The organism is Pseudomonas sp. MS646 (genome assembly GCF_036693845.1).
GTDB lineage: Bacteria > Pseudomonadota > Gammaproteobacteria > Pseudomonadales > Pseudomonadaceae > Aquipseudomonas > Aquipseudomonas chlororaphis_E.
Window position 1 is genome coordinate 3,908,370 of the sequence record NZ_CP144763.1, and the last position, 23,821, is coordinate 3,932,190.

General features: G+C 65.0%; 20 protein-coding genes. 3 read left to right on the top strand and 17 right to left on the bottom strand.

Annotated elements, in window-relative coordinates; all coding sequences use genetic code 11:
• Positions 1–129: 129 nt before the first annotated feature.
• The 13 genes from V3H56_RS17065 to V3H56_RS17125 all read right to left on the bottom strand — a co-directional run bounded on the left by V3H56_RS17065 (position 130) and on the right by V3H56_RS17125 (position 14,557).
• Positions 130–3,228 carry an error-prone DNA polymerase gene (locus V3H56_RS17065; protein ID WP_338473648.1) on the bottom strand — a complete coding sequence of 1,033 codons (3,099 nt, stop codon included), beginning with the start codon at positions 3,226–3,228 and terminating at the stop codon, positions 130–132.
• Positions 3,204–4,622, bottom strand: coding sequence for a DNA polymerase Y family protein (locus V3H56_RS17070; protein ID WP_338473649.1), 1,419 nt, complete (start codon positions 4,620–4,622; stop codon positions 3,204–3,206). The genes V3H56_RS17065 and V3H56_RS17070 overlap by 25 nt, the downstream gene beginning before the upstream one ends.
• A 7-nt stretch (positions 4,623–4,629) precedes the next feature.
• On the bottom strand, positions 4,630–5,253 hold the full coding sequence (gene imuA, locus V3H56_RS17075) for a translesion DNA synthesis-associated protein ImuA (protein ID WP_042731415.1): 624 nt from the start codon (positions 5,251–5,253) through the stop codon (positions 4,630–4,632).
• The gene (gene lexA, locus V3H56_RS17080; protein WP_338473650.1) at positions 5,253–5,870 is read right to left on the bottom strand and encodes a transcriptional repressor LexA; all 618 of its coding nucleotides are present in this window, start codon (positions 5,868–5,870) and stop codon (positions 5,253–5,255) included. Before lexA ends, imuA begins: the two co-directional genes overlap by 1 nt.
• Positions 5,871–6,023: 153 nt before the next feature.
• A complete protein-coding gene (locus V3H56_RS17085; RefSeq protein WP_042731413.1) occupies positions 6,024–6,302 on the bottom strand; it encodes a DUF971 domain-containing protein in 279 nt (92 codons plus the stop codon).
• Positions 6,299–7,261 carry a HEAT repeat domain-containing protein gene (locus tag V3H56_RS17090; RefSeq protein WP_338473651.1) on the bottom strand — a complete coding sequence of 321 codons (963 nt, stop codon included), beginning with the start codon at positions 7,259–7,261 and terminating at the stop codon, positions 6,299–6,301. Before V3H56_RS17090 ends, V3H56_RS17085 begins: the two co-directional genes overlap by 4 nt.
• A complete protein-coding gene (locus V3H56_RS17095) occupies positions 7,258–8,106 on the bottom strand; it encodes an ABC transporter ATP-binding protein (RefSeq protein WP_042731411.1) in 849 nt (282 codons plus the stop codon). The genes V3H56_RS17090 and V3H56_RS17095 overlap by 4 nt, the downstream gene beginning before the upstream one ends.
• Entirely contained in the window at positions 8,106–8,888 is a 783-nt protein-coding gene (locus tag V3H56_RS17100) for an ABC transporter permease (RefSeq protein WP_047739126.1), read from the bottom strand. The genes V3H56_RS17095 and V3H56_RS17100 overlap by 1 nt, the downstream gene beginning before the upstream one ends.
• A 136-nt stretch (positions 8,889–9,024) precedes the next feature.
• Positions 9,025–10,428, bottom strand: coding sequence for an ABC transporter substrate-binding protein (locus tag V3H56_RS17105; RefSeq protein ID WP_338473652.1), 1,404 nt, complete (start codon positions 10,426–10,428; stop codon positions 9,025–9,027).
• A 236-nt stretch (positions 10,429–10,664) separates the two neighbouring features.
• Entirely contained in the window at positions 10,665–10,910 is a 246-nt protein-coding gene (locus V3H56_RS17110; RefSeq protein WP_003180418.1) for a ferredoxin family protein, read from the bottom strand.
• Positions 10,911–10,934: 24 nt separating this feature from the next.
• Positions 10,935–12,680: a fumarate reductase/succinate dehydrogenase flavoprotein subunit gene (locus V3H56_RS17115; RefSeq protein ID WP_338473653.1), complete on the bottom strand. Its 1,746-nt coding sequence runs from the start codon at positions 12,678–12,680 to the stop codon at positions 10,935–10,937.
• Positions 12,677–13,429, bottom strand: coding sequence for a GntR family transcriptional regulator (locus V3H56_RS17120; RefSeq protein ID WP_042731407.1), 753 nt, complete (start codon positions 13,427–13,429; stop codon positions 12,677–12,679). Before V3H56_RS17120 ends, V3H56_RS17115 begins: the two co-directional genes overlap by 4 nt.
• Positions 13,430–13,513: 84 nt before the next feature.
• Positions 13,514–14,557, bottom strand: coding sequence for an AraC family transcriptional regulator (locus V3H56_RS17125; RefSeq protein ID WP_053149983.1), 1,044 nt, complete (start codon positions 14,555–14,557; stop codon positions 13,514–13,516).
• A gap of 204 nt (positions 14,558–14,761) precedes the next feature.
• On the opposite strand from V3H56_RS17125, the gene V3H56_RS17130 reads away from it, so the two are divergent.
• Positions 14,762–15,700, top strand: coding sequence for a transporter (locus V3H56_RS17130; protein WP_338473654.1), 939 nt, complete (start codon positions 14,762–14,764; stop codon positions 15,698–15,700).
• Positions 15,701–15,900: 200 nt separating this feature from the next.
• Here the strand turns inward: V3H56_RS17130 and V3H56_RS17135 are convergent, their stop codons facing one another.
• The 4 genes from V3H56_RS17135 to V3H56_RS17150 form a co-directional block, all read right to left on the bottom strand.
• Positions 15,901–17,184, bottom strand: coding sequence for a DSD1 family PLP-dependent enzyme (locus tag V3H56_RS17135; protein ID WP_338473655.1), 1,284 nt, complete (start codon positions 17,182–17,184; stop codon positions 15,901–15,903).
• Complete coding sequence (locus tag V3H56_RS17140) at positions 17,184–18,482, bottom strand: D-arabinono-1,4-lactone oxidase (RefSeq protein WP_338474788.1); 1,299 nt, start codon at positions 18,480–18,482, stop codon at positions 17,184–17,186. The genes V3H56_RS17135 and V3H56_RS17140 overlap by 1 nt, the downstream gene beginning before the upstream one ends.
• A 115-nt stretch (positions 18,483–18,597) precedes the next feature.
• Entirely contained in the window at positions 18,598–18,969 is a 372-nt protein-coding gene (locus tag V3H56_RS17145) for a c-type cytochrome (protein WP_047739131.1), read from the bottom strand.
• A gap of 319 nt (positions 18,970–19,288) precedes the next feature.
• A complete protein-coding gene (locus V3H56_RS17150; protein WP_042732153.1) occupies positions 19,289–20,173 on the bottom strand; it encodes a LysR family transcriptional regulator in 885 nt (294 codons plus the stop codon).
• A gap of 117 nt (positions 20,174–20,290) precedes the next feature.
• Here V3H56_RS17150 and V3H56_RS17155 point away from each other — a divergent pair, with 117 nt between their 5' ends.
• Both V3H56_RS17155 and V3H56_RS17160 read left to right on the top strand, forming a co-directional pair.
• On the top strand, positions 20,291–21,934 hold the full coding sequence (locus V3H56_RS17155; protein WP_338473656.1) for a GMC family oxidoreductase N-terminal domain-containing protein: 1,644 nt from the start codon (positions 20,291–20,293) through the stop codon (positions 21,932–21,934).
• A 189-nt stretch (positions 21,935–22,123) separates the two neighbouring features.
• Positions 22,124–23,746 (top strand): MFS transporter, encoded by a 1,623-nt coding sequence (locus tag V3H56_RS17160; protein ID WP_338473657.1) that lies wholly within the window; start codon positions 22,124–22,126, stop codon positions 23,744–23,746.
• The last annotated feature ends 75 nt before the right edge of the window (positions 23,747–23,821 follow it).

Consider the following 23,821-nt stretch of genomic DNA (forward strand, 5'->3'; position numbering starts at 1 on the left):
CTGCGTAGCAGCCCTAAAATCGGCGATCCTTCAGGCAGACCGCGCCAGGCTGTTGACGACGGCTGCACCGCCGAGCGGGTGCAAACTCCCTCGCCACAGCAGCGGCAACGGTTGGAGATGACAACCGCGTCAGCGAAAATCACGGCTTTGCACCTGGATGCCGGCCAGCAATTCGGTCAGGTCGCTCAGGCGTCCGGCGATCAGGTGGCGGACTTCGCCCACGCTTTCCCAGCGCCCATCGACCCGCAGCAGTTGCGAGCCCACCAGAGTCTTGCGTTGGCGTTCCGCCAGGTCACGCCAGACCACCACGTTGAGGTTGCCGAACTCATCTTCCAGGGTGACGAAGGTCACGCCGCTGGCCGTGCCCGGGCGTTGGCGGCCGGTGACCAGACCGGCAACGCTGACGTTGCGGCCATGTTCGACGTCCTGCAATTCCCGTGAGCTGCGGCACCGCCGGGCACGCAGCTCGGTGCGCAACAAGGCCAGCGGATGCGGCCCCAAGGTGGTGCCAAGCGTGGCGTAGTCGGCAAACAGGTTTTCCCCCAGGGTGGGTTTCGGCAAGCTCACGGGGGGTTCTTCCTGGCTGGGCAAACCGGCGAACAGGCCCAATTGTTTCTGCACGCCAGCGACGGCCCAGCGGGCGCGATGCCGGTCGCCCGCCAAGCCGTGCAAGGCGCCGGCATCGGCCAGTTGCGCCTGGGCCCGGGCATCGAGTTGCGCCCGTTCGCCCAAGTCGGCCACGTCACTGAAAGGCCGATGCCGGCGAGCCGTTTCGATGCGCCGGGCGTCCTCCTCGCGAAACCCCTTGACCAGGCGCAACCCCATGCGAATCGCCGGTTGCCGGCCCTCCATGGGTTCGAGGCTGCAATCCCAATCGCTGGCGCGCACGTCCACCGGGCGGATCTGCAATTGATGCCGGCGGGCGTCCTGCAGAATCTGGTCCGGGCTGTAGAACCCCATGGGCCAGCTGTTGATCAGGGCGCAGGCGAATGCCGCCGGCTCGTGGCATTTGAGCCAACTGCTGACGTAGGTCAGCAAGGCGAAACTGGCGGCGTGGGATTCGGGAAAGCCGTAGTTGCCGAAACCCTTGATCTGCTCGAAGATCTGCGCGGCGAACTCAGGGGAATAGCCATTTTTTTCCATCCCCCGGGCCAGGCGAACCCGATGCGGCTCAAGCCCGCCGTGGCGCTTCCAGGCGGCCATGGAACGCCGCAACTGGTCGGCCTCGCCGGGGGTGTAGTCGGCCGCGACCACGGCAATCTGCATGACCTGCTCCTGGAACAACGGAATGCCCAGGGTCCGCCCCAGCACCGTCTCCAGCTCGGGCGAGGGGTACGTGACGGCTTCCTCGCCATTTCGCCGCTTCAGGTACGGGTGCACCATGCCGCCCTGGATCGGCCCCGGTCGCACAATCGCCACTTCGATCACCAGGTCGTAATATTTCCGTGGCTTGAGCCGGGGCAGCATCGCCATCTGCGCCCGTGATTCGATCTGGAACACACCGATGGTGTCCGCGCGGCTGATCATCGCGTAGGTCGCCGGATCGTCCTTGGGCAGCGATGACAACGTATGGCGCTGACCCCGGTAGTGTTCGATCAGGTCGAAGCATCGCCGGATCGCACTGAGCATGCCCAAGGCCAGGACATCCACCTTGAGCAGCCCGACCGCGTCCAGGTCGTCCTTGTCCCACTGGATGATGGTGCGCTCGGCCATGGCGGCGTTTTCCACCGGCACCAGGGTGTCCAGGGGTTGCTCGGAAATCACGAAGCCGCCGGGGTGCTGGGACAGGTGACGGGGGAAGCCGATCAGTTGCCGGGTCAGGCCGAGCACCCGGCGCAAGATCGGGCTGTCCGGGTCGAAGCCGCCCTCACGCAGGCGATCCACGGGCGGCGCCTCATCGCTCCAACGACCGCAGCAGTCGGCCAGCGCGTTGACCTGGTCCGGCGGCAGGCCCAGGGCCTTGGCGACGTCCCGCACCGCCCCGGCGCCGTGGTAGCTGCTGACCACCGCCGTCAACGCCGCGCGATGGCGACCGTAGCGCCGGAAGACGTATTGCAGGACTTCTTCACGCCGCTCGTGTTCGAAATCCACGTCGATGTCCGGCGGTTCGTTGCGCTCGCGAGACAGGAACCGCTCGAACAACAGGTTGCTCTGGCTCGGGTCGATCTCGGTGATGCCCAAGGCGTAACACACCGCCGAGTTGGCCGCCGAGCCACGTCCCTGGCAGAGGATGCGCTGCTGCCGGGCGAAGCTGACGATGTCCTGCACGGTGAGGAAATAGCTGTCGTAGCCCAGCTCGGCAATCAATGCCAGCTCCCAGTCGATCTGTCGTCGAACCTTGTCACTGACCCCGTCAGGCCAACGCGTGCACATGCCGCGCTCGGTCAATTCCCGCAACCACGACGCCGGATCATGGCCCTCGGGCACCAACTCACGCGGGTATTGATAGCGCAACTGACCCAGGTCGAAGGTGCAACGCCGGGCGATCACCAGGGTTTCATCGAGCAACGCACGGGGGTAGAGATCGGCCAGGGCCTGGAGGCTGCGCAAGTGCCGCTCGCCGTTGGGGTGCAGGCGCTGGCCGGCCTCGGCGACCGTCACGTGGTGGCGGATGGCGGTCATGGTGTCCTGCAAGGCCCGACGGCCACGCACGTGCATGTGCACATCGCCCGTGGCGACGGCGCGAAGACACATGCGATCGGCCAGCGCCAGCCAATCCGCCAGTCGACGCCGGTCGTCCTGCCCGCAATGCAACTGGACCGCCAGCCACAACCGCTCGGCGAAGATCGACTGAAGCCAGCGACCCTGTGCTTCGTCGTCTTTGCCGTCTGGCACCCATAGCGCCAATAGGCCCGGCCAGGGCTCGTCGAAATCTTCGCGAACGACGCGATAGTGGCCCTTCTCGCTGCGCCGGCGAGCGCGGGTGATCAACCGGCACAAGGCCTGATAGCCCTCGAGGTTTTCCACCAGCAGCACCAGTTTCGGACCGTTTTCGACCTGGATCTCGCTGCCGACGATCAGCGGTAATTGCAGTTCCCTGGCCGCTTGCCAGGCCCGGACGATCCCGGCCAATGTGCATTCGTCGGTGATCGCCAGGGCCTGGTAGCCTTGCTCGCTGGCGCGCCTGCACAACTCCAGGGCACTGGAGGCACCCCGCTGGAAGCTGAAGTTCGACAGACAATGCAGCTCGGCATACCCAATGCTCATGCGAACCACCCCTGCAACCACAGCGGCCCACCCTCGCCCACCGGCCGATAGGCCCAGCCCCGTTGCCCGCTGCGGGTCTCGACCAGGTAGTAATCGCGACGCACATCGGCGCCGTCCCACCAGCCCGTCTCGATGCGTTCCGGGCCCATGAGGATCTGCGCCTGGCTGGGCGACAAGGCCTGGGGTTCACTGAGCAACCAGCCGGGGCGTTGCACGTCTTGCACCCGGCAAGCCTGTGGCCGAGGCTGGGCGCTCATCTGCCAGGCACATTCGGGGCGGTGATCATCGCGAAACCCCAGGCCCTGCACCGCTTCGTCCCCCAGCCGGGCCCGCAGGCGCTCGCGCAATTGCTCCCAGGGCAAGGACTGTTGCGGGCGCTCATCGAACAGCTCCAGGCGTTGGGGCACGAAGCTCGGCAGGTCTTCGGCGCACAAGCGAAAGCCGCGCACCGGGCCTTCGACCTGAACCTGTTCCAGGCGACCACGGGCCAGTTCGAACAGCATCGAAGGCTCCCGCTCGGCGCTGAGCAGGCCGACCTTGATCACCGTGTCCGGCAGTCCGGCGTGTTCCAGGTGCAGGTCAAAGCGCTGTACGCCACTGTCACGCCCGCACAGGAACGCCGACAGGTCACCGGTCAAGCGGCGCAACGGGAACAACAGCGCCTGGTGGGACTGGACGTCGTAGTTGAGCTCGATGCGCACATCGAAACGGTCCGGTGGCAGGTAGAACGACAGCGCCAGGGTGCGGCTGCCGGTGAGCGCATCGAGGTGCTTGAGCACCTGGGCTTCAAAGCGCCGCGCCAGGGTATGTCGGGGCAAGGCCTGAACCTGGCTCAAACGACGCAAGCCCATGCGTGACAACGCCGTGGCGACTTCGGCTTGCAGGCCGATCCGTTCCACCGGCATCTGCCCCAGGCACGCTTGCAGGGCCTCGTCATCGGGCACCACCAGGGCGTCGTAGGCATTGGCCAACACCCGCGCCGCCACCGGGTTCGGCGCGGCGACGATGCGATGGCGGAACCCCAGCGCCGTCAACTCAGCCCGCAACCGCGCCTCGAACACCGGCCAGGGACCGAACAGGCCGAGGCTCGACTCGATCTCGAACAGCACCGTGCGCGGGTAATGCACGCTGACCTGGGCGCTGAAACGGTAGGCCCAGGCAGCCAGAAATTGCTGCCAGTGTTCGATCTGCGCGGCGTCGTACTCGGCGGTGGCAAAGCCTTTGCTCAAGGCTTGGGCAGCGGTCATGGTCTGGCCCGGACGCAAGCCCAGAGCTCGCGCCGACGCATTCACCGCTTGCAGCACCCGCCGCTGAGCCGGGCCGGTCAGCAGCGCCAGTGGCTCGTCGGGATCGGGTCGCTGACGCAGCGCGGCATCCAGCGCCAATTGCGGAAAGAGAATACAAACCCAGCGCATCGCAACCTCAGTGCCTTGTGGACGCGGCAAAGGCAATCGGCGCCGAACGGGCCAGCCCGCCTCGACACTTGAGCACGCGCAACTGCGCGGGTCGGGCGTCGATGGCGATGCGCAAGGCCGCCGGCGACGGGTTGATGGCTTCCTGCATCGAGCGCCAAGCGAACGCCAGGGTCTGGCCGGTTTCGGCCGCCACTTGCAGCCGGCGCAGAGCCCGGTCGTCTGCCTGACGAGGCCAGCACAACACCGCGCCGCAACTGCCCGAGCGCAGGCATTGTTCGGCGGCCCACAAGGCATCGCGCTCATCGGCCTGAATCACCGACAACTGGCGCAGGTCCACCCCGGCGTTCTGCCAGGCTTGGGGGTAAGGCACGAACGGAGGCGCCACCAGCACGATGCGCTCCCCCGCGCTCGACAATCGGGCGAGGGTCGGCCACACCACTTGCAACTCGCCCACGCCCGGGGCGGCGATGAGCAATTCCGTCAACGCCGCTTCCGGCCAGCCGCCACTCGGCAAGGCCGCATCCAGCGCAGCATGCCCGGTAGGTTGCGGGCTGGCGGCTGGAGGCGCGGGCCGGCCCTTCCAGACCTGGCCCGCATTGAACAGCGTGTCCAGCGCGACGACAGCGCCCATCAGCCTTGCCTCAACAGGCCGCAGAACACGCCTTCGATGGCCAGGTCCTGATCGGCTTCGACAATGATCGGCTGATAAGCCGGGTTGCGCGGCAGCAGGCGCACACGCTCGCCGATCCGCTCGAAACGCTTGATGGTGACCTCACCGTCGAGCCGCGCCACGACAATCTGGCCATTGGCGGCCTGGGGGGTGCGTTGTACACCCACCAGGTCACCGTCGAGGATGCCGTCCCCGATCATCGAGTCGCCCTGCACCCGCAGCAGGTAGTCCGGCGCCTTGGTGAACATCGCCGGGTCCAGCATCAGGCGGCTGTGGACGTCGGCGTCGGCGCCAATCGGCAAGCCGGCCGCCACCCGCCCCAGCACCGGCACGTCCAGCAGTTCGGGCCGCGGTGGCTGGTTCAACAACCGGATGCCTCGGGCCTGGTGTGGATTGACCTCGATGAAACCGGCTTCGGTCAGCGCCAGCACATGCTTGCGGGCGACACTGCGCGAGGCAAAGCCGAACGCCTCGCTGATCTCGGCGAGGCTGGGAGACTGGCCATGATCGGCGATGCGTTCGCGGATGAAGGTCAGGATGGCGGTGCGGCGGGGAGTGAGAGTCGTCATGGAGTACATTTGTACTCCTGTCGGTTTTTTCTGACAAGCGCCGTCAGTCAGCTCACAGCCATGCACCTCCCTGTGGGAGCGGGCTTGCTCGCGAAAGCGGTGTGCCAGTCAAAGAAAGTGTTGAATGCGCCGGCGTCTTCGCGAGCAAGCCCGCTCCCACAGTCAATGTCCAAGCCCTGCCAGGTAAGCCCATGGATAAATCCCGCGCCCATGGCCATCGCTGAAGACCAGCTGGACCCCATACCCCTGGGCATTGACCTCCACCACCCGAACCCGTGGATCGACCTGCACCGCCAGCCCTTGCAAGCGAAACGCCCGGCACTGGGAACAAGGACACTGGCGGCGCAGTTCAGTGTGGTCCAGGCGTTGTTCGCGGCCATCGGGCCAGTTCAACCTCAACTGGCCTTTGTCAGGGCTGTTGCCCATCGCCAGCGGGCTCATTGCACTTGCGCCAGGGCGATGCGCACGGCCTTGCGGACTTCAGGGTCGCCATCGTCCTGGGCAGCCTGCAATGCCGGGATCGCAGCGGGGTCGTTCAACTCGCCCAAGGCCAGGGCGGCTTCCTTGCGCAGGTTGCTGATGCGATGGCCCAGGGTCTCGATCAACCCCGGCAACGCCGGGGCGTAGCGCAAGCGGCCGAGGCTACGGGTGGCGCGCAGGCGCACTTGCCAATAATCATCCCCCAGGGCCTCGACCAGCGCTGGGCCGGCATCGGCGTGGCCGACCTTGCCCAGGGTGGTGGCGGCTTCTTCGCGCACCGCCCAGGCAGGGTCCCGCAGGGCCTGGCGCAAGGCCGGCAAGACGTGTGCGTCAGAGCCCAGGCCGAGGGCACCGGTGGCCGCCCGGCGCACCTCGGTGTCCGGGTCGGCGCTGGCCAACCGCGCCAGCGCCGGCAACGCGTCGAGGTGCTTGAGCCAGCCGAGCACGCCAACTGCCTCACGGCGGACGCTGGCATCGGTGTCGGCCAGGGCAATGAGCGCGACCGGTGCCGCGTCGGCCAGGCGCAATTCGCGCAAGGCCCTGAACGCGGCGACGCGCACGCTGACGGTCTCATGGGCGGCCCAGGGCAGGATCACCCTCCCCGCCGCCTCGCTCTTGAGCAGGCTCAGACTCTGGGCGGCGGCGCCCTGCACCGTCGGGGACGGATCGGTGAGGGCCTGGCACAACGCGGCGACCACCGGCGCGTCTTCCCAGGCTTCGAGCAGTCGCGCGGCCTCGGCCCGGACCTCGGCACTGGCATCGTGGGCCAGGCGATCCACCAGCCACAGCAGTCCTTCGGGTTCCTCGAGGTCAGCCAGTTCAATCAGGGCGATGCGGCGCACACCAGGGTCCTCGTCCACCAGGCGCGGTTGCAGGGTGAGGATGTCATCGTTGTCGGTGTCTTCAAATAAAGAGGTCATAAGGCAAATCGCGGCAAGGAGGTTTCAAGGGGAAGCCCGAGGGGATTGAGGCGCGGCAAGGGCTGGCCGTCCTCATGGCGCAACAACTCGAGGCAGTGGCGCTTCAACAGGGAAAACTCGGGACGGGTGACCAGTTCAGTGGTGCGTGGCCGGGGAAAATCCAGGCGCAAGTCCTCGATGATCCGACCCGGGCGCGGGCTCATCACCAGCAGTCGATCGGCCAGGAACAGTGCCTCGTCGATGTCGTGGGTGACGAACACCACGGTGGTGCGGATGCGGGTCCAGATCTCCAGCAGCAACTGCTGCATGTTCAACCGGGTCAAGGCGTCCAGGGCACCGAAGGGTTCGTCCATCAACAGCAGTCGTGGCCGATTGACCAGCACCCGGGCGATCTCCACCCGCTGCTGCATGCCCCCGGACAGTTGGTCCGGCCAGTGCCCGGCGAATCCGTCCAGGCCCACCAGGGCGAGGATTTCATCCGCCGCCCGCTGCCGTTCGGCTTTGCCCAGGCCCCGCATCTTCAGGCCGAAGGCCACGTTGTCGCGCACGCTGCGCCACGGGAACAGCGTGTGCTGCTGGAACACCATCCCGCGCTGGGGCGATGGCCCGGCCACCGGCAAGCCGTCGACATGCAAGGTACCGGCGCGCGGTTGCAGGTGCCCGGCCAAGGCACCGAGCAAGGTGGATTTACCGCAACCGGACGGCCCCAGGACGCACACGAACTGGCCCGCCTCGATCTGGCAATCAAGGCCCTGGACGGCCTCGAACGCCTGGGCTCCCTGGCCCAGGACAATGGACAACTGACGGATATCGATCCGTCCCTCAGGCGTTTGCATCACACTCATCAGGCTTTACCTCGCGGTCGGTGCCAAGGCGTCAACAGCCCGCCCAGGCGCTTGATCAACACACTGCTGCCCATGCCCAGCACACCGATCAACAGCATGCCGACGACAATGTCGGCGTAGTTCTGCACGGTGTAGGAGGACCAGGTGTAGTAACCGATGCCGTACTGGCCGGCGATCATTTCCGCCGTCACCAGGCAGAACCAGGACGTGCCCATGCCGATGGCCAGCCCCGTGATGATGCTCGGCGCGGCGCCCGGCAGAATCACTTCCAACAGGATCGCGCAGCGCCCGGCCCCCAGGCTTTTCGCCGAGGCGATCAGCCGCCGGTCCACCGCCTCGACGCCGTGCACGGTGTTGAGCAGGATCGGGAACAGCGCCCCGGTGAAGGTGATGAACACCATCGACAGCTCCGAGGAGGGAAACATCAGGATCGCCAGGGGAATCCAGGCCACCGCCGGGATCGGCCGCAGGACTTCCAGCGGCGGCAACAGCAGGTCTTCGGCCCATTTCGAGCGACCAATGGCCAGGCCCAGGGCCACGCCGGTTAACACCGCCGCGCCATACCCGGCAAACACCCGGCCCAGGCTGGCGCCCAGGTGTCGGCCAAGGCTGCCCGACTCCCCCAGGCCGAGCGCAGCTTGGATCACCGCCAGCGGCGTCGGAACGTTGGCAAACGTCACCAGGCCCAGGTCCCAGTGATGAGTGGCGGCGAGCTGCCAGAACAACAGGCAGAGCACCAGGGAAGCGGCTCGCAGGAGCCAGCGAAAATAAGATCGGGACACAACTCTTCCTCTCAACCGAGATCCCTGTGGGAGCGGGCTTGCTCGCGAAAGCGGTGGTTCAGTCGACATCAATGTTGGATGTCAGACCGCATTCGCGAGCAAGCCCGCTCCCACAGTTCACTGAGTATTCTGACGATCAGCGCGCAGCAACCGACTGTGCCGTAGCTTCGGTAAAGTCCAGGACCTTGCCGCCCTGCTGCGCGGCAAACTGCTCGGCCTGGCCCTTGAGCAGGAACGCACTGAGTTGCCCCTGGGCATCGCGGGCGAACCACGCCTGCTCGGCCAGCAGCTTGATCCCGCTGTCGCTGGCCTGGGCATACACGGCACGGATGCCCTTGCCTTGCTGCTTGAGGTTCGCCAGCGCGGCGAAGGCCGACTGCGCCGAGGCGTAGTGGCGCACTTTCGGTTCGCCCCGCACCCAGATCTCGGCGACGCGGCTGAAGTCGCTGATCGCCTGGCCCGTCGCGGCGTCGGGCGTGGTCAGTGGCGTCTGGGCGTAGTTGGCCAGTTGCGCGGCGTAATCCAGGTTCGAGGCCTTGAAGGCGGCGCGGATGTACTGGTCATCGATGAAGGTATTTAGGTCCAGGCCACGATCGGCCTTCTTCAACAGCTTGAGGGTGTCGATGGCGGTGCCGACGGCTTGCCGGTATTCCGGCTTCCAGCTCAGGTCGCGGGTCTGTACGCCCAGCGGCCCATGGAACAGGTAATTGACCTCGGCATCCACGCCGGTGACCTGGGCGATCAATTCGCTGTACTTCTCAGGTTCCGCGGCCAGCAGTTGATTGGCCTCCAGGGACGCACGCAGGTAAGCGACCACGATTTCCGGGTAGCGCCGGGCATAGGCCTGGTCCACCAGCGCGCCATGGAACGTCGGCGCACCGGCCTGGGCGCCGTCGTAGATCTTGCGGGCGAACCCGCGGCTGGGGAACAGCTCGGCGAATGGCACGAAGTCGGCGTGGGCGTCGATCTTGCCCGCCTGCAACGCCGAGCCGGCCACTTCCGGCGGCTGGGCGATGATGTTCACGTCCTTGAGCGGGTCCCAGCCCTGGGCCGCCACGGCGCGCAGCAACATGCCGTGGGCGGTGGACGCAAACGGCACGGAGATCGTCTTGCCTTTGAGCTCGGCCAAGGCCTGCACGCCCGAGGCACTCGGCACGACGATGCCGTTGCCGCTGCCCCGGGTGCTGCCCGACAGCACGCTGATGAACAGGCTGTGCTTGCCGGCGGTCTCGAACGCCACGCCGTTGAACGCCCCCGGGAAATCAGCCATGGCGCCGAAGTCGAGTTTGCCGGCGACCATCTCGTTGGTCAGCGGCGCGCCACTGGTGAAGTTCTTCCACTGGATGTCGTACTTGGCGTCCTTGTAGGCGCCGTCATGGGGCAGGTACTTGTCCAGCAGGCCCAGTTCACGGATCAGCAACCCGCCGGCGGCGCAGTTGATGGTGGTGTCCTGGGTGCCGATGGCGATGCGGATGGTTTCTGCCTGGGCAGACAGGGTCAATGAAGCCAGTACCAGACCGGCGAGTGCTGCACGCAACATGGGGGTTCCCCTCGAATCATTTATAGGAGGTTCGTCTCCGCCACGATCAGGGCGCGGTGGGAAACGAGGGGTGGTTTTGAATCAGGCGTCCGGGGGTGGCCGGATGGCTTCTTGGGTGTCAGGGCTGGCCTCATCGCGGGCAAGCCCGCTCCCACAGGTTTATGGGTGCACACAACAACCGCGACTAGACTTGATCCACTGTGGGAGCGAGCTTGCTCGCGATGGCATCCTCCCAGTCAACGCAGTAGGTACGGGATCTCGACTTTCACCGCGCCGGTCGGGCAGTCCTTTTCACACGGCATGCAGTACCAGCATTCATCGAACGCCATGTAGGCCTTCTGGGTGGCCGGGTTGATCGCCAGCAGGTCCATGGGGCAGACATCGACGCACACGGTGCAGCCTTTGTGGGCGATGCATTTGTCCTCGTCCACGGTGACGGGGGCATTGGAGCGGAAGAAGATTTCCTGGGGTTGATAGGCCATGGGCGTTCTCTCTGGGTGGAAGGTTCACGCCGCGCTGGCGTCGACCCGCAGCCGGTCGTAGGCCTGCAGCTCTTGGGCATCGAGGGCGATGATGTAAGGCTCGACCGCTTTCTTGAAGGAGGTCATCGCGCCGTCGTCGCCTTTCTTCAGGTGGCAATGGCAGAACCAGTCGCTGTCGTTGCGCTGCGGGTGATCGACCCGATAGTGGTACAGGCCCCAGCGGCTTTCGGCGCGAAATAGCGAGGCGCGAGCGGCCATCTCGGCGCAGTCGCGGATCACGCTGACCTCCATGGCGCGCATCAATTCATGGGCGTCGTGGGCCTTGATCTGGTCCAGGTCGCGCTGGATATCGCTGAAGCGTTGCAGGCCGATCTCCATCTTGCGGGTGACCTTGGGCGGTTGCAGGTAATCGTTGACGAAGCGCCGCAGCTTGTATTCCACCTGTGCCGGCGGCAAACCGTGAGCGCGCGTCAGGGGTGCGTAGACGCGGGCCTTTTCCCGTTCGACCTGGCCGGCATCCGGCGTCGAGAAATCCTTCCCGGCCACGAAGTCTGCGGCGTTATGGCCGGCAAACCAGCCGTAGGTGAACGCCCCGAGCATGTAATTGTGCGGCACCGCCGCCATGTCGCCCGCTGCGTACAGGCCCTTGACCGAGGTTTCGGCCCGCTCGTTGACCCACACGCCCGAGGCCGAATGGCCGCTGCAAAAGCCGATTTCGGAGATGTGCATTTCCACCATCTGCGTACGGTAGTCGGTGCCGCGATTGGCATGGAACTGCCCGCGACTGGGCCGCTCGTTGCTGTGCAGGATTTCCTCGATGTTCTGGATGGTTTCCTCGGCCAGGTGATCGAGCTTGAGGAAAACCGGGCCATTGCCGCCCTCGAGTTCCTGGTGGAACTCCCACATCATCTGCCCGCTCCAGTAGTCGCACTCGATGAAGCGCTCGCCCTTGTTGTTGGCGGTGTAGCCACCCAGTGGCCCGGTGACATAGGCGCAGGCCGGGCCGTTGTAGTCCTTGATCAACGGGTTGATCTGGAAGCACTCTAGGTTCGCCAGCTCGGCCCCGGCGTGGTACGCCATGGCGTAGCCATCCCCGGCGTTGGTGGGGTTTTCATAGGTGCCCATCAGGTAACCGGAGGACGGCAATCCCAGGCGCCCCGCCGCGCCGCAGCAGAGGATGACCGCCTTGGCCTTGATCACATGGAAGTCGGCGGTGCGGCAATCGAACCCCATGACGCCGTTCACCGCGCCCTCTTCATCCGTCAGCAAGCGAGTGCAGACCAGCCGATTGGTGATGCTCACCCGCGCACGTTTCAACTGGCGGTAGAGCACTTTCTTGATGTCGTGCCCTTCGGGCATCGGCAATACATAAGCGCCCATGTGGTGGACCTTCTTCACCGCGTAGTCACCGGTTTCGTCCTTCTCGAACTTCACGCCCCAACGGTCCAGTTGCTCGATGGTTTCGAAGCTGTGCGTCGCATAGGCGTACACCGCCGCCTGGTTGACGATGCCGTCGTTGGCGATGGTGATTTCCTTGGTGTACTGCTCGGGTGTCGAGTGCCCGGGGACGATCGCGTTGTTCAACCCGTCCATGCCCATGCTGATGGCGCCGCTGCGCTTGACGTTGGCCTTGTCCACCAACAGCACGCGCAAGTCACGGTTGCGCTCCTTGGCCTTGATCGCCGCCATGGGCCCGGCCGTGCCGCCGCCGATCACGACGATGTCGTATTCCTGTTCCAGGGTGCTTCCAGTCACAGCGCTGTGGGTCATGCTTGCGTCCCTTTTTGCCGGTCGATCCGCAGGCGGTACTGGAAAGCATCGCCGCGGTAATAGAGGTATTCGAAGTCCAGCGGCTGGCCGCTGGCGTCATGGGTCAGGCGTTCGATGCGCATGATCGGCGAGCCCGGCTCGACCTCCAGTGCCTGGGTCAACTCGGTGTCGGCCAGCACCGCGTCGATGGCCAGGTCGGCATGGCCGAGGGTCAGGCCGCAGTCGTTTTCCAGGATCAGGAAGATGTCGCGGGTGACCAGGTCGGCCTTTTCCAGACGTTCGCCGAGGGCCTTGGGCAGGTAGGTGATCTCCAGGGAAACGGGCTCGCGGTTGATCAACCGCACCCGCTTGACCTGCGCCACCGTGTCGCCTTCGGCAAGGCCCAGGCGCTCGGCCACGCGTTTGTCCGCGGCAACGAAGCGTAAGCTGTGCAGCCGGTTGATCACCTCGAAGCCGCGCCCGGTCATGGACTCGGCCAGGCCCTGGAGGGTACTGACGTTCTGGAAGGTCTTGGGCTTGGCGACGAAGGTGCCTTTGCCATGGATCTTGAAAATCAGCCCTTCCTTTTGCAGATCACCCAAGGCCTGGCGCACGGTGATGCGACTGACGCGAAACAGCGCACCGAGCTCGCTTTCCGAGGGCATCTGGCTGCCCTGGGGGTATTCGCCGTCGAGAATCCGCGCGCGCAGCACGTCGCGCAGTTGGGTGTGCAGCGGCACGCTGTCGAGGGAAAGAACGTTGTTGGACATGGACCCCATCACTTGTCATAACGAGTTATGACGTGATCTTAGGGAAACCGCCCGTGGCTTGAGAAATACCGTTTGGACATAACCTTAGAGCCGCGCCTCGGCGCCCTCGCTACGAAACGCGCTGGGACTCATGCCGGTCCAGCGCCGAAACGCCCGACGAAAACTGCGCACATCGCTGTAGCCCACCTCTTCGGTAATACGCTCGATGGACAGCTCGGGGTTCGCCAGCAGGTTCAGGGTCCGACCGCGCCGGACCTGTTCGAGCAAGGCCTCGAAGGTCAGGCTGTGCTCCGTCAGGCGCCGGCGCAGGGTCCGGCTGCTCATGTTGAGGTCGCTGGCGATTTTCTCGATGTGGCTGCCCCGGGTCAGGTCCCGGGCAATCGCCCGTTCCACGGCCTGGATCAAGTCGATCTTCTGGTGAACCTCGGCGGCCTCCTGCTCCAGCAGGGCCAAGGCCTGGCGCAAGGCCAGCGGATGATGATTGGGCAGGCGCATGTCCAGCCAGCGAACGTTGATCAACATGCGATTGTGCCGGCAGCCGAAGCGCACCTCCGGCCCCAATATGCGCTGGTATTCCCGGGCATAGGACGGCGCCGCGTGCATGAACTCCACGGCCTCTGGCTTGAAATCCGGGCCGGCCAGCGCTCGGCCGTAGACCATCAGGCTGGCAAAGAACTCCTCGACCGCAAACACCTGGATCTCGGCGAACGGCAGGCGGCAGGTCGCCTCGACCCTGATCTGCTCGGCGGCTTCCTCGACACTGGTCACCGCGATGCCACCCGTGGTGTGTTGGTAACGCACGCCCAGGGCGAAGGCATCGCGCAGGGTTTCGCACAGCGACAGGACATGACCCAGCAGGCCCAGGGTGCCCAGCACGTTCCGGTCGCCGACCCACAGGCCCAGGCCTTGGTCGGGCAGCAGCTTGAGCGCACGCTGGATCATGATCACGGCCTGGCGATAGGAAATCCGCTGGGCGGGGTCCTGCAAATCGTCGAGGCCAAAGCCCAGGCCGCGACACAGGCTGGCCGCATCGAAGCCTTTGTCCGCCACCACCTCGGCCAGGGTTTGCAACAGGAAGGGCGAGACCAGCGCCAGTTCATAGGTGGGGTCGATGACTTTCATCTGCATGGCGGGTTCCGGAGCACGTTAGGTGGCGTTTTTGTAACCGGTTGTTTCATGAACGTTAGCATGCGCCGGCGCAATGGGGGACACAAAATCTGGCCGCCCAAGTCCCCTGCGTGGCCGCCAATACCCTGCCCTGGCCGCCACTAACGGCTTATTTCTATGGCTCGGACTTTCGGTGCATCACCAACAATAATAATGAGCCCCCCTATGAACCCGATCCGCACGCGCTTTGCCTTGCCCCTGGCCTTCGGCCTGGCCGTTACGCTGCCCGCCCTGGCGACGGAATCCGGCGTCGACAACATCGGCCCCGGCACCGACGGCTTCTTCGTGTTGCCGCTGGAGGTCGACAGCCTTCCCGACAACATGGTCGCGTTCAACCTCTACTACAACCATTACAAGGCACGAAAATTCAACATCAGCTCATTGGGCGGCGACGTGCCGAAGGTTGAAATCGAATCCACGGCGGTGGTCCCGCGGATCGACTACCTGAGCCCATTGCGGGTGGCCGACGGACGGCTGGGCATCTACGTCGCCCAGCCGTGGCTCAAGCAGGAAGTGTCGGTGTTCGGGTTGCACGACACCCGCGAGGGCATGGGCGACACGACCATTTCACCGATCGTGCTCTGGGACATGGGCAAGAACCTGACCTTGGCCGCGGCGGTGGAAATCACCGTGCCGACCGGCGAATACAGCACCGATCGACTGGCCAACACCAGCAACAATTTCTACACCTACAAACCGCTGTTCTCCTTCACCTGGTTGCCCACCGAGGCCACCGAGGTGTCGATGAAGACCACCTACAGCTTCAACCGCGAGAACAAGGACACCGACTACCGCTCGGGGCAGATCTTCCACTTCGATTATTCGGCCAGCTACCGGGTCACCGACAACCTGCGGCTCGGGCTCAACGGCTATTACCTCAAGCAGACCACCGACGACAAACAGTACGGCCGCACGGTGCAATTCGCCGGGCAGGACGTCGACGACGGCGTGCGCGGCCAGGTCTTCGCCATCGGCCCGGCGGTGCACCTGACCTTCCTCAAGTACGCCAGCGCGGAAATTCGCTGGGCCAAGGAGTTCGACGTGGAGAACCGCCCGGAAGGGGAAATGCTGTGGGCGAAGGTGAGTATTCCGTTTGCGTTCTAGGGCTGCTTTGGTGTTCTAGAGGCGCGCTGGGCCCCCGTGGCGAGGGAGCTTGCTCCCGCTCGGCGGCGCAGCCGGCGTAAAACCAGCTGACGCGATTGTCCTGGAAAATCACCTTCCAGATGGGGCGGCTGCGCCACCCAGCGGGAGCAAGCTCCCTCGCCACAGGGGGTCTTTCCAGGCCCGGCTCATTGCAGGCAGGCTCAGCTATAGACCGGCCACCGCTCGACAATCAGTCCACCGCGCACCGCCAGCAAGTCACCGAACTGCAGCAACACCGACTCTGTCTGGGTGGGCCGCAGGAACACCTGGTCTTCCAGCTCCAGCCCCACCGCTTCGGAACCGTTGACCATTTCCTGGTTGGAGCTGCGGCCATAGAGGCTGTTGCTCTTCAGGCCGGGGGGCGATTCGAAGTCGGCCATCCAGTTGCCGCCGTAGATGAAAAACGTCGCCCGCTGGTTCACATCCCACCAGGAAAAGACCCGTGACTTATCGTCCAGCGCCGGGATGTTCACCGCGCCGGTGCGCTTCAACACCGGCGTGGCGATGTAGGCCGCCGGCACGTGCTCGCTCAGGGATGGCAGGTCGTAATGGCTGGGCTTGAGCATGGCCGTGCCCACCGACACTTCAGTGCTGAGGTTTTCCTGCTCGTGCAGCCGATAACTGGGGCTGCCGGCGGTGTTGAAGGTCAGGCTCGGGTGCCACAGGTCCGGGTAGCGCAAGCGAACGAAATCCACCCGCGCGGTGTAGATCGCCATGACCCGGGCCAACAGCGTCTGCGGGCTCGCCAACACCTCGGGCACACCCATGCCCACGAACGGGTCATAACCCATGAACCCGGCGAACTCCAGTTGCGCCGGATGGGCCCGGATCAGCTTGAGCATGGCGTCCAGGCTTGCTTCGTCGGTCACGCCCCCCCGGTGCAGACCAACGTCCAGTTCGATATTGACCCGCAACCGCGTGCCCAGGCCTTGGGCCAGGGCGCGGTACTGTTCGAGCCGTTGCGGGGTGTCCAGCAACCACTGCAACTGCCGCGCGGGGTCGAACGGCCCCTTGTGCAACTGGTAGAACAGCTCGGCGGAGCGCACCGGCAGCGGCTTGCCCAGCAGGATATCGGCGTCGGGAAACTGCATCGCGTCGTGGTTGAGAAACGGCTGGTGGAACGACATCAACCGCCGCGTCTCGGCCCGCTGGCCGATGTAGGCCAGCAACCCGGGCGACGGCAATGATTTTTCCACCAACCGCAGTTGCTTGCCGGTGCGCCGGACCGACGCCTTGACCACATCGACGTTGTGGTCCAGCCGATCGAGGTCCACCAGCAGCACCGGGCGCATCGGGCCGTTGGCCTTGAGCTCGCGGTTCAACTGGCGGAAGTAATCACTGTACGGCCCGCCCTTGTCCTGCGGGCGTAACAGCACGGCGGCCCCGGCGAGCAGCACCCCCGCACCCAACGTTCCCTTGAGAAACCCTCGACGATTGAAGCCCATCAGCTCACCCCCAGGATCGTGGACAGATGCCCGTTGAGAAACTTGCCGGCGGGGTCCAGGGCCTGGCGCACCTCGGAGAATTCCTGCCAACGCGGGTACAGCGCCTGGAGCGCCCTGGCGTTGAGCGAGTGCAACTTGCCCCAATGCGGACGGCCCTGGTACTTCCAGAAGATCGGCTCGATGGCGGCAAAGAAATTGTGGTGGTCCATCTGGTAATGCTGGTGCACGGAGATCGAGCAGCTGTCGCGCCCCTCGAACATGCTCAAGGCGATGTCGTCGGCCTTGACGTAGCGGTACTCGATGGGAAACCAGGTGCGCAGGTCCTTGTCGCGGATCAGCGCAAGAATCTCCCGCAGGCACGCCGGGCCGTGTTCGGCCGGCACCGAGTATTCCATCTCGTTGAAGCGCACGGTGCGGGCGTTGGCGTAGATGTCATGGGAGTCGCCGACGCGATCGTCGAAACTGGCCAGCAGGCGCAGGTTGTTCAGCAGCATTCGTCGGGCCGCGGGAAAATCGCTGCCGTACTTGTCGAGTTTTTCGATCAGGGTGACGAACTCGTTGCCGCCCTCTTCTTCCGGGCTGATGGGCGGCGTGGCCGGGTCGCTGGTTTCGTTCAGCGCGATGGCCAACGCATAGTCGGAATGGGTGACGACCTGCATTTCCCAGTGCTGGTTGTCGCGGGTGTGGGCGTCGATGTCTTCGAGCAACTCTTCGGTTTTTGCCACCCACTGACGCTCGCGCAGCCGATAGGCCGGGCGATTCTGCAAGCGCACCCGGGTCACCAACCCCAGCGCCCCCAGGGAAACCCGCCCGGCCTTGAACACCTCGGGGTGGCGATGGGCGTCGCAATCGAGAACCTCGCCACTGGCGGTCACCAGTTGCAGGCCAACGACCTGGGACGCGTAGGAGCCGAACGCCTTGCCGGTGCCATGGGTCGAGGTGGCGATGGCGCCGGCCAGCGTCTGGTAATCCACGTCGGCCATGTTCGGCAATGCCTGGCCGACGGCCTTGAGTGCCAGGCCCATGCGCGACATGGGTGTACCGCCTCCGAACTCCGCTTGCAAGCTGGCGGCGTCGTGATCGAGCAATCCGCTGAAAAAGCTCAGCGACAGCAAGGTCCCGTCCGTGGGCACCAGCGCGCTGAAGGAATGCCCCGAGCCCACCGGCCGAATGCGACCTTCGGCGCGGGTCACCACCTGCACCAGTTCATCCAGGTCCTTGGGTGCCAGGCGCGCCAGCGGCAGGCAACTTTGCCCTCCCGACCAATTGCGCCAGGGAATCAGGCGCGGCGCGCGCATCAGCTCGGCCAGGGCGCCCTGGCTGCCGAGCGCAGTGAACGCCGCGACAACGCCGGCCCCTTGCAGCAACCGGCGCCGTGAAAAATCCATCGTCATGCCGTCGTACCCTTGTCTGTTATTGGAGAGATTGGCCGGACATGAAGGCGATCAGGGCCAGGAACTGTTCTTCGGAACAGTGCATGCACAAACCCATCGGCGGCATGCCGTTGTAGCCATTGATCGCGTGGTCCAGCAGGGTGTCGGCGCCCTGGGCCACGCGCGGCGCCCAGGCATGGGTATCGCCGGTCAGCGGCGCCCCGGCACCGGGGTTGGCGTGGCAGAGCTTGCAACTGCTGTCGTAGACCTGGGCCAGCGCCGCATCGGCGGGCATGGCCGTGAACACCGTGGGTGCGGGTGGCTTGGGTTCCTCGCCGCAGCCGGCGAGCAGCGCGCCGAGCAGCATGACGGCGGCGGTATGAAGCAATATCGGTGGTGTGGTTGCCGGCATAGGGCCCCTCTTCGCGGCGCATGGCTGCGCCTTTCTTGTTGTGGGTCAGGCAGTTCCCACGTTAAGGCACGCCGGCGTGCCGGCTGAGGTCATTGGGGGCCATAAAAGGGGACTTGGGCGGCCAGTGCTTGTCGCACCGCCGATTGGACTGGCCACTGCCCCTGTGGCGAGGGAGCTTGCTCCCGCTGGGTTGCGAAGTAGCCCCAGAGATCGACTTAACGGTGGCTCGGATGCAATGAGCTCACTGATTCAGGGGCTGCGTTGCAGCCCAGCGGGAGCAAGCTCCCTCGCCACAAGAAAGGCTGTGCGGCTTGCGCGGCTAAGGAAGTAACAGCCCCTGCTCCCGCTCGCACAACTGCACCACGTAATCCCACAACACCCGCAAGCGCACCGACTTGTGCAGTTCGCGGCGGGTGCTGATCCAGTAGCTGCGGCGCAGGGTTTCATCCGGCAGCAGCGGCACCAGCGTCGGATCGCCGCTGGCCATGTAGCAAGGCAGCACGGCAATGCCCAGGCCGGACCGTGCGGCCTGCTGCTGAGCGATGACACTGGTGCTGTGGAACACCACCCGAGGGTGGCGGCAGAAGCCGTTGAGGAACATCAACTCCTGGCTGAACAGCAGGTCGTCGACGTAGCCGATCCAGGCATGGCGGGCCAGGTCTTCACGGGTGCGCAACGGTGGCGAACGGTCCAGGTAGGCCTGGCTGGCGTACAGCGCCAGGCTGTAGTCGGTGAGTTTGCGCGTCACCAGCAGGTCCGCCGCCGGGCGTTCGAGGTGGATGCTGATTTCCGCCTCGCGGTTGAGGATGCTGACGAACCGCGGCACCGCCACCAGCTCCACTTCCAACCCCGGATAACGCTGGAACAGCCCATCCATGCGACTGGCCAGGAACATGATGCCCAACCCTTCGGTCACCCCGAGGCGAATCTTGCCCAACGGCGCGCTGGACTGGGTGATGTCCTCCTGGGCCAGCAATGCCACGTTTTCCATGGCCTCGGCATGCTTGAGCAGCGTCTCGCCGGCGGGGGTCAATTCATAGCCCTGGGCATGCTGGACGAACAGCGCCGTGCCCAGGCTCTTCTCGATGGCCTCGATGTGCCGGGCGACGGTCGCGTGGGTGGTGTTGAGCCGCCGCGCGGCCGTCAGCAAGCGGCCACTGCGTTGCAGCTCCAGGAAGTACCGCAGGTCATTCCAGTCAAACATGGTCGCTCCTTGCACATTGCTGTTCATAAACGCACAGCCGCTGCGCAAAAACTAACATTCTTTAAACGAAAACTAACAACTAGGATGAATCCCACAACAACAATAAAGAGGTCGCGGATGCAACCTGTCGTCGATGAATACGATTACGTGATCGTGGGCGCCGGCCCTGCCGGATGCCTACTGGCGAACCGACTTTCAGCCAACCCGCAACACCGGGTGCTGTTGCTCGAAGCCGGTGGGCGCGATAACTACCCGTGGATTCACATCCCGGTCGGCTACCTGTTCTGCATCGGCAACCCGCGCACCGACTGGTGCTTCAAGACCGAAGCACAACCGGGCCTGCAAGGACGCGCCCTGAGCTACCCACGCGGCAAGGTCCTGGGCGGCTGCTCGTCCATCAACGGTATGATCTACATGCGCGGCCAGGCCGCGGACTACGACGGCTGGGCCGCCGAGGGCAATCCAGGCTGGACCTGGAACGATGTGCTGCCGCTGTTCCGGCAGAGCGAGAACCACTTCGCCGGCGCGTCGGAGCTGCATGGCGCCAGCGGCGAATGGCGGGTCGAACGCCAGCGCCTGTCATGGCCCATTCTTGATGCATTCCGCCGCGCCGCCGAACAGAGCGGCATCCCCAACGTCGACGACTTCAACGGCGGCGACAACGAAGGCTGCGGCTACTTCCAGGTCAACCAGAAGGCCGGGGTGCGCTGGAACGCGGCCAAGGCTTTCCTCAAGCCGATCCGCCAGCGCCCCAACCTCACCGTGCTGACCGAGGTCGAAGTCGATCGCGTGTTGTTGCGCGACGACCGTGCCCATGCCGTGCGCGCCCGCTGGCAAGGCAAGGGCATGACCTTCAAGGCCCGCAGGGAAATCGTGCTGTGCGCCGGGGCCGTGGGGTCGCCGGGAATCCTGCAGCGCTCGGGGATCGGCCCCCGCGCCCTGCTGCAACGCCTGGGGATCGGCGTGACCCATGAACTGCCCGGCGTCGGCGGCAACCTGCAGGACCACCTGCAACTGCGGCTGATCTATCAGTTGGAAAATGCCCGGACCCTGAACCAGATCGCCGGCACCCTGTGGGGCAAGATGGGCATGGGCCTGCGCTATCTGTACGACCGCAGCGGACCGCTGTCGATGGCGCCCAGCCAACTCGGCGCGTTCGCCCGCTCCGGGCCCGAGCAGACGTCGGCCAACCTTGAGTACCACGTGCAACCGTTATCCCTGGAGCGATTCGGCGAGCCGCTGCACAGCTTTGCCGCGTTCACCGCATCGGTCTGCGACCTGCGCCCGCAAAGCCGTGGCCGGGTCGACATTCGCTCGGCCGAGCCCCATCAGGCGCCGCTGATCCAGCCCAACTACCTGAGCCATCCGGAAGACCTGCGGGTGGCCGCCGACGCCATCCGCCTGACCCGACGCATCGTCGCGGCACCGGCCCTGGGCGCCTTCAAGCCGGTGGAATACCTGCCAGGGCCCAGCCTGCAAACCGAAGAAGAACTGCACCAGGCCGCTGCCCGTATCGGCACGACGATCTTCCACCCGGTCGGCACCTGCCGAATGGGCCAGGACCGAGACGCCGTGGTGGACGCCCAGTTGCGCGTGCACGGCATCCGCGGCCTGCGCATCGCCGACGCCTCGATCATGCCGCGCATCACCTCGGGCAACACCTGCTCGCCGACGCTGATGATCGCCGAGAAGGCGGCGCAGATAATGCTTGAGCCGCAGGCTTGGAACGCCACCCTCCAGAAGGAAACCGCCTCAGTCTAAAGAACCACACTATCCCTTGTGGGAGAGGCGGCGTATCAGTGAGCGATGATGTCGGCTGACACACCGTTTTTCGCGAGCAAGCCCGCTCCCACAGGGGAAATGTACCGATCCAAGGAACGCAGCACGCTACAAACGCCCACCGGCGTCGACAGTGGAACAACAAAAACAATCACTGTGAGGGATATCGCTATGTCGGAACATGTTCAGCCCCTGGAAGCCACGCGCAGCGCCGGCACCAGCCGGGAAACCCAGAAGGTCATCTTCGCCTCGTCCCTGGGGACGGTGTTCGAGTGGTACGACTTTTTCCTCTATGGCGCCCTGGCGGCGGTGATCAGCAAGCAGTTCTTCGCCGGGGTCAACGACACCACGGCGTTCATCTTCGCCCTGATGGCCTTCGCCGCCGGCTTCATCGTGCGCCCCTTCGGCGCGCTGGTGTTCGGGCGGCTGGGGGACATGATCGGGCGTAAATACACGTTCCTGGCAACCATCGTGCTCATGGGCCTGGCGACCTTCTGCGTCGGCCTGCTGCCCACCTACGCCAGCATCGGCATCGCCGCGCCGATCATCCTGGTGGTGCTGCGCATGCTCCAGGGCCTGGCCCTGGGCGGCGAATATGGCGGGGCCGCGACCTATGTCGCCGAGCACGCGCCCATCGGCAAGCGCGGCTTCCACACCAGCTGGATCCAGTCCACGGCCACCCTCGGGTTGTTGCTCTCGCTGCTGGTGGTGCTGGGCTGCCGCTACTTCACGGGCGACCAGTTCGAAGTCTGGGGCTGGCGCATTCCGTTTTTGCTGTCGATCCTGCTGCTGGGCATCTCCACCTGGATTCGCCTGAGCCTGCACGAGTCGCCAGCCTTCCTGAAAATGAAAGAAGAAGGCAAATGCTGCAAGGCGCCGATCCGCGAATCGTTCGGCCAGTGGGAAAACCTCAAGGTGGTGCTGATCGCGCTGTTCAGCATCAACGCCGGGCAAGCGGTGACTTTCTACGCCGCGCAATTCTACGTGCTGTTCTTCCTCACCCAGTTCCTGAAAATGGACCCGGCCCTGGCCAACAGCCTGCTGATCGTCAGCGTGGTCATCGGCGCGCCGTTCTTCATTTTCTTTGGCTGGCTCTCGGACAAGGTCGGGCGCAAACCGGTGCTGATGATCGGTCTGCTGCTGGCGACAGCGCTGTACTTCCCGATCTTCAAGACCCTGGCCCACTACGCCAACCCGGCCATCGACCAGGCGAGTCGCCAGGCGCCGATCAGCGTGATCGCCGACCCGGCCACCTGCACCTTCCAGTTCGACCCGGTGGGCAAGGCGCGCTTCGACAGCCCCTGCGACAAGGTCAAGACCTTCCTGGTCAAGCAAGGCCTGCCCTACACCAGCGTCGCCGCGCCGGCCGGCAGCCTGGTGCAGGTCAACATCGGCGACGTGAAGATCGACGGTTACGACGAAGCCGCCCTGCGCGGCGCGGTGACCTTGGCCGGCTACCCGCAACAGGCTGACGCCCAGCAGATCAACCGGCCGATGATCGTCGCCCTGATCGTGGCGCTGATCATCATTTCAGCGATGTGCTACGGCCCACTGGCGGCGTTGATGGTGGAACTGTTCCCGACCCGGATCCGCTACACCTCCATGTCCCTGCCCTACCACATCGGCAACGGCTGGTTCGGTGGCTTCCTGCCCACTGTCTCGTTCGCGCTGGTGGTCTATACCGGGGATATCTTCTACGGGCTGTGGTACCCGGTGGTAATCACTGGCGTGAGCCTGGTGGTGGGCATGATCTGCCTGCGGGAAACGCGGAATGTGGATCTCGACAAAAACTGAGGACCTGCGCTCATCCCGTGGCGAGGGAGCTTGCTCCCGCTGGGTTGCGCAGCAGCCCAAACGGTTCAATCGATA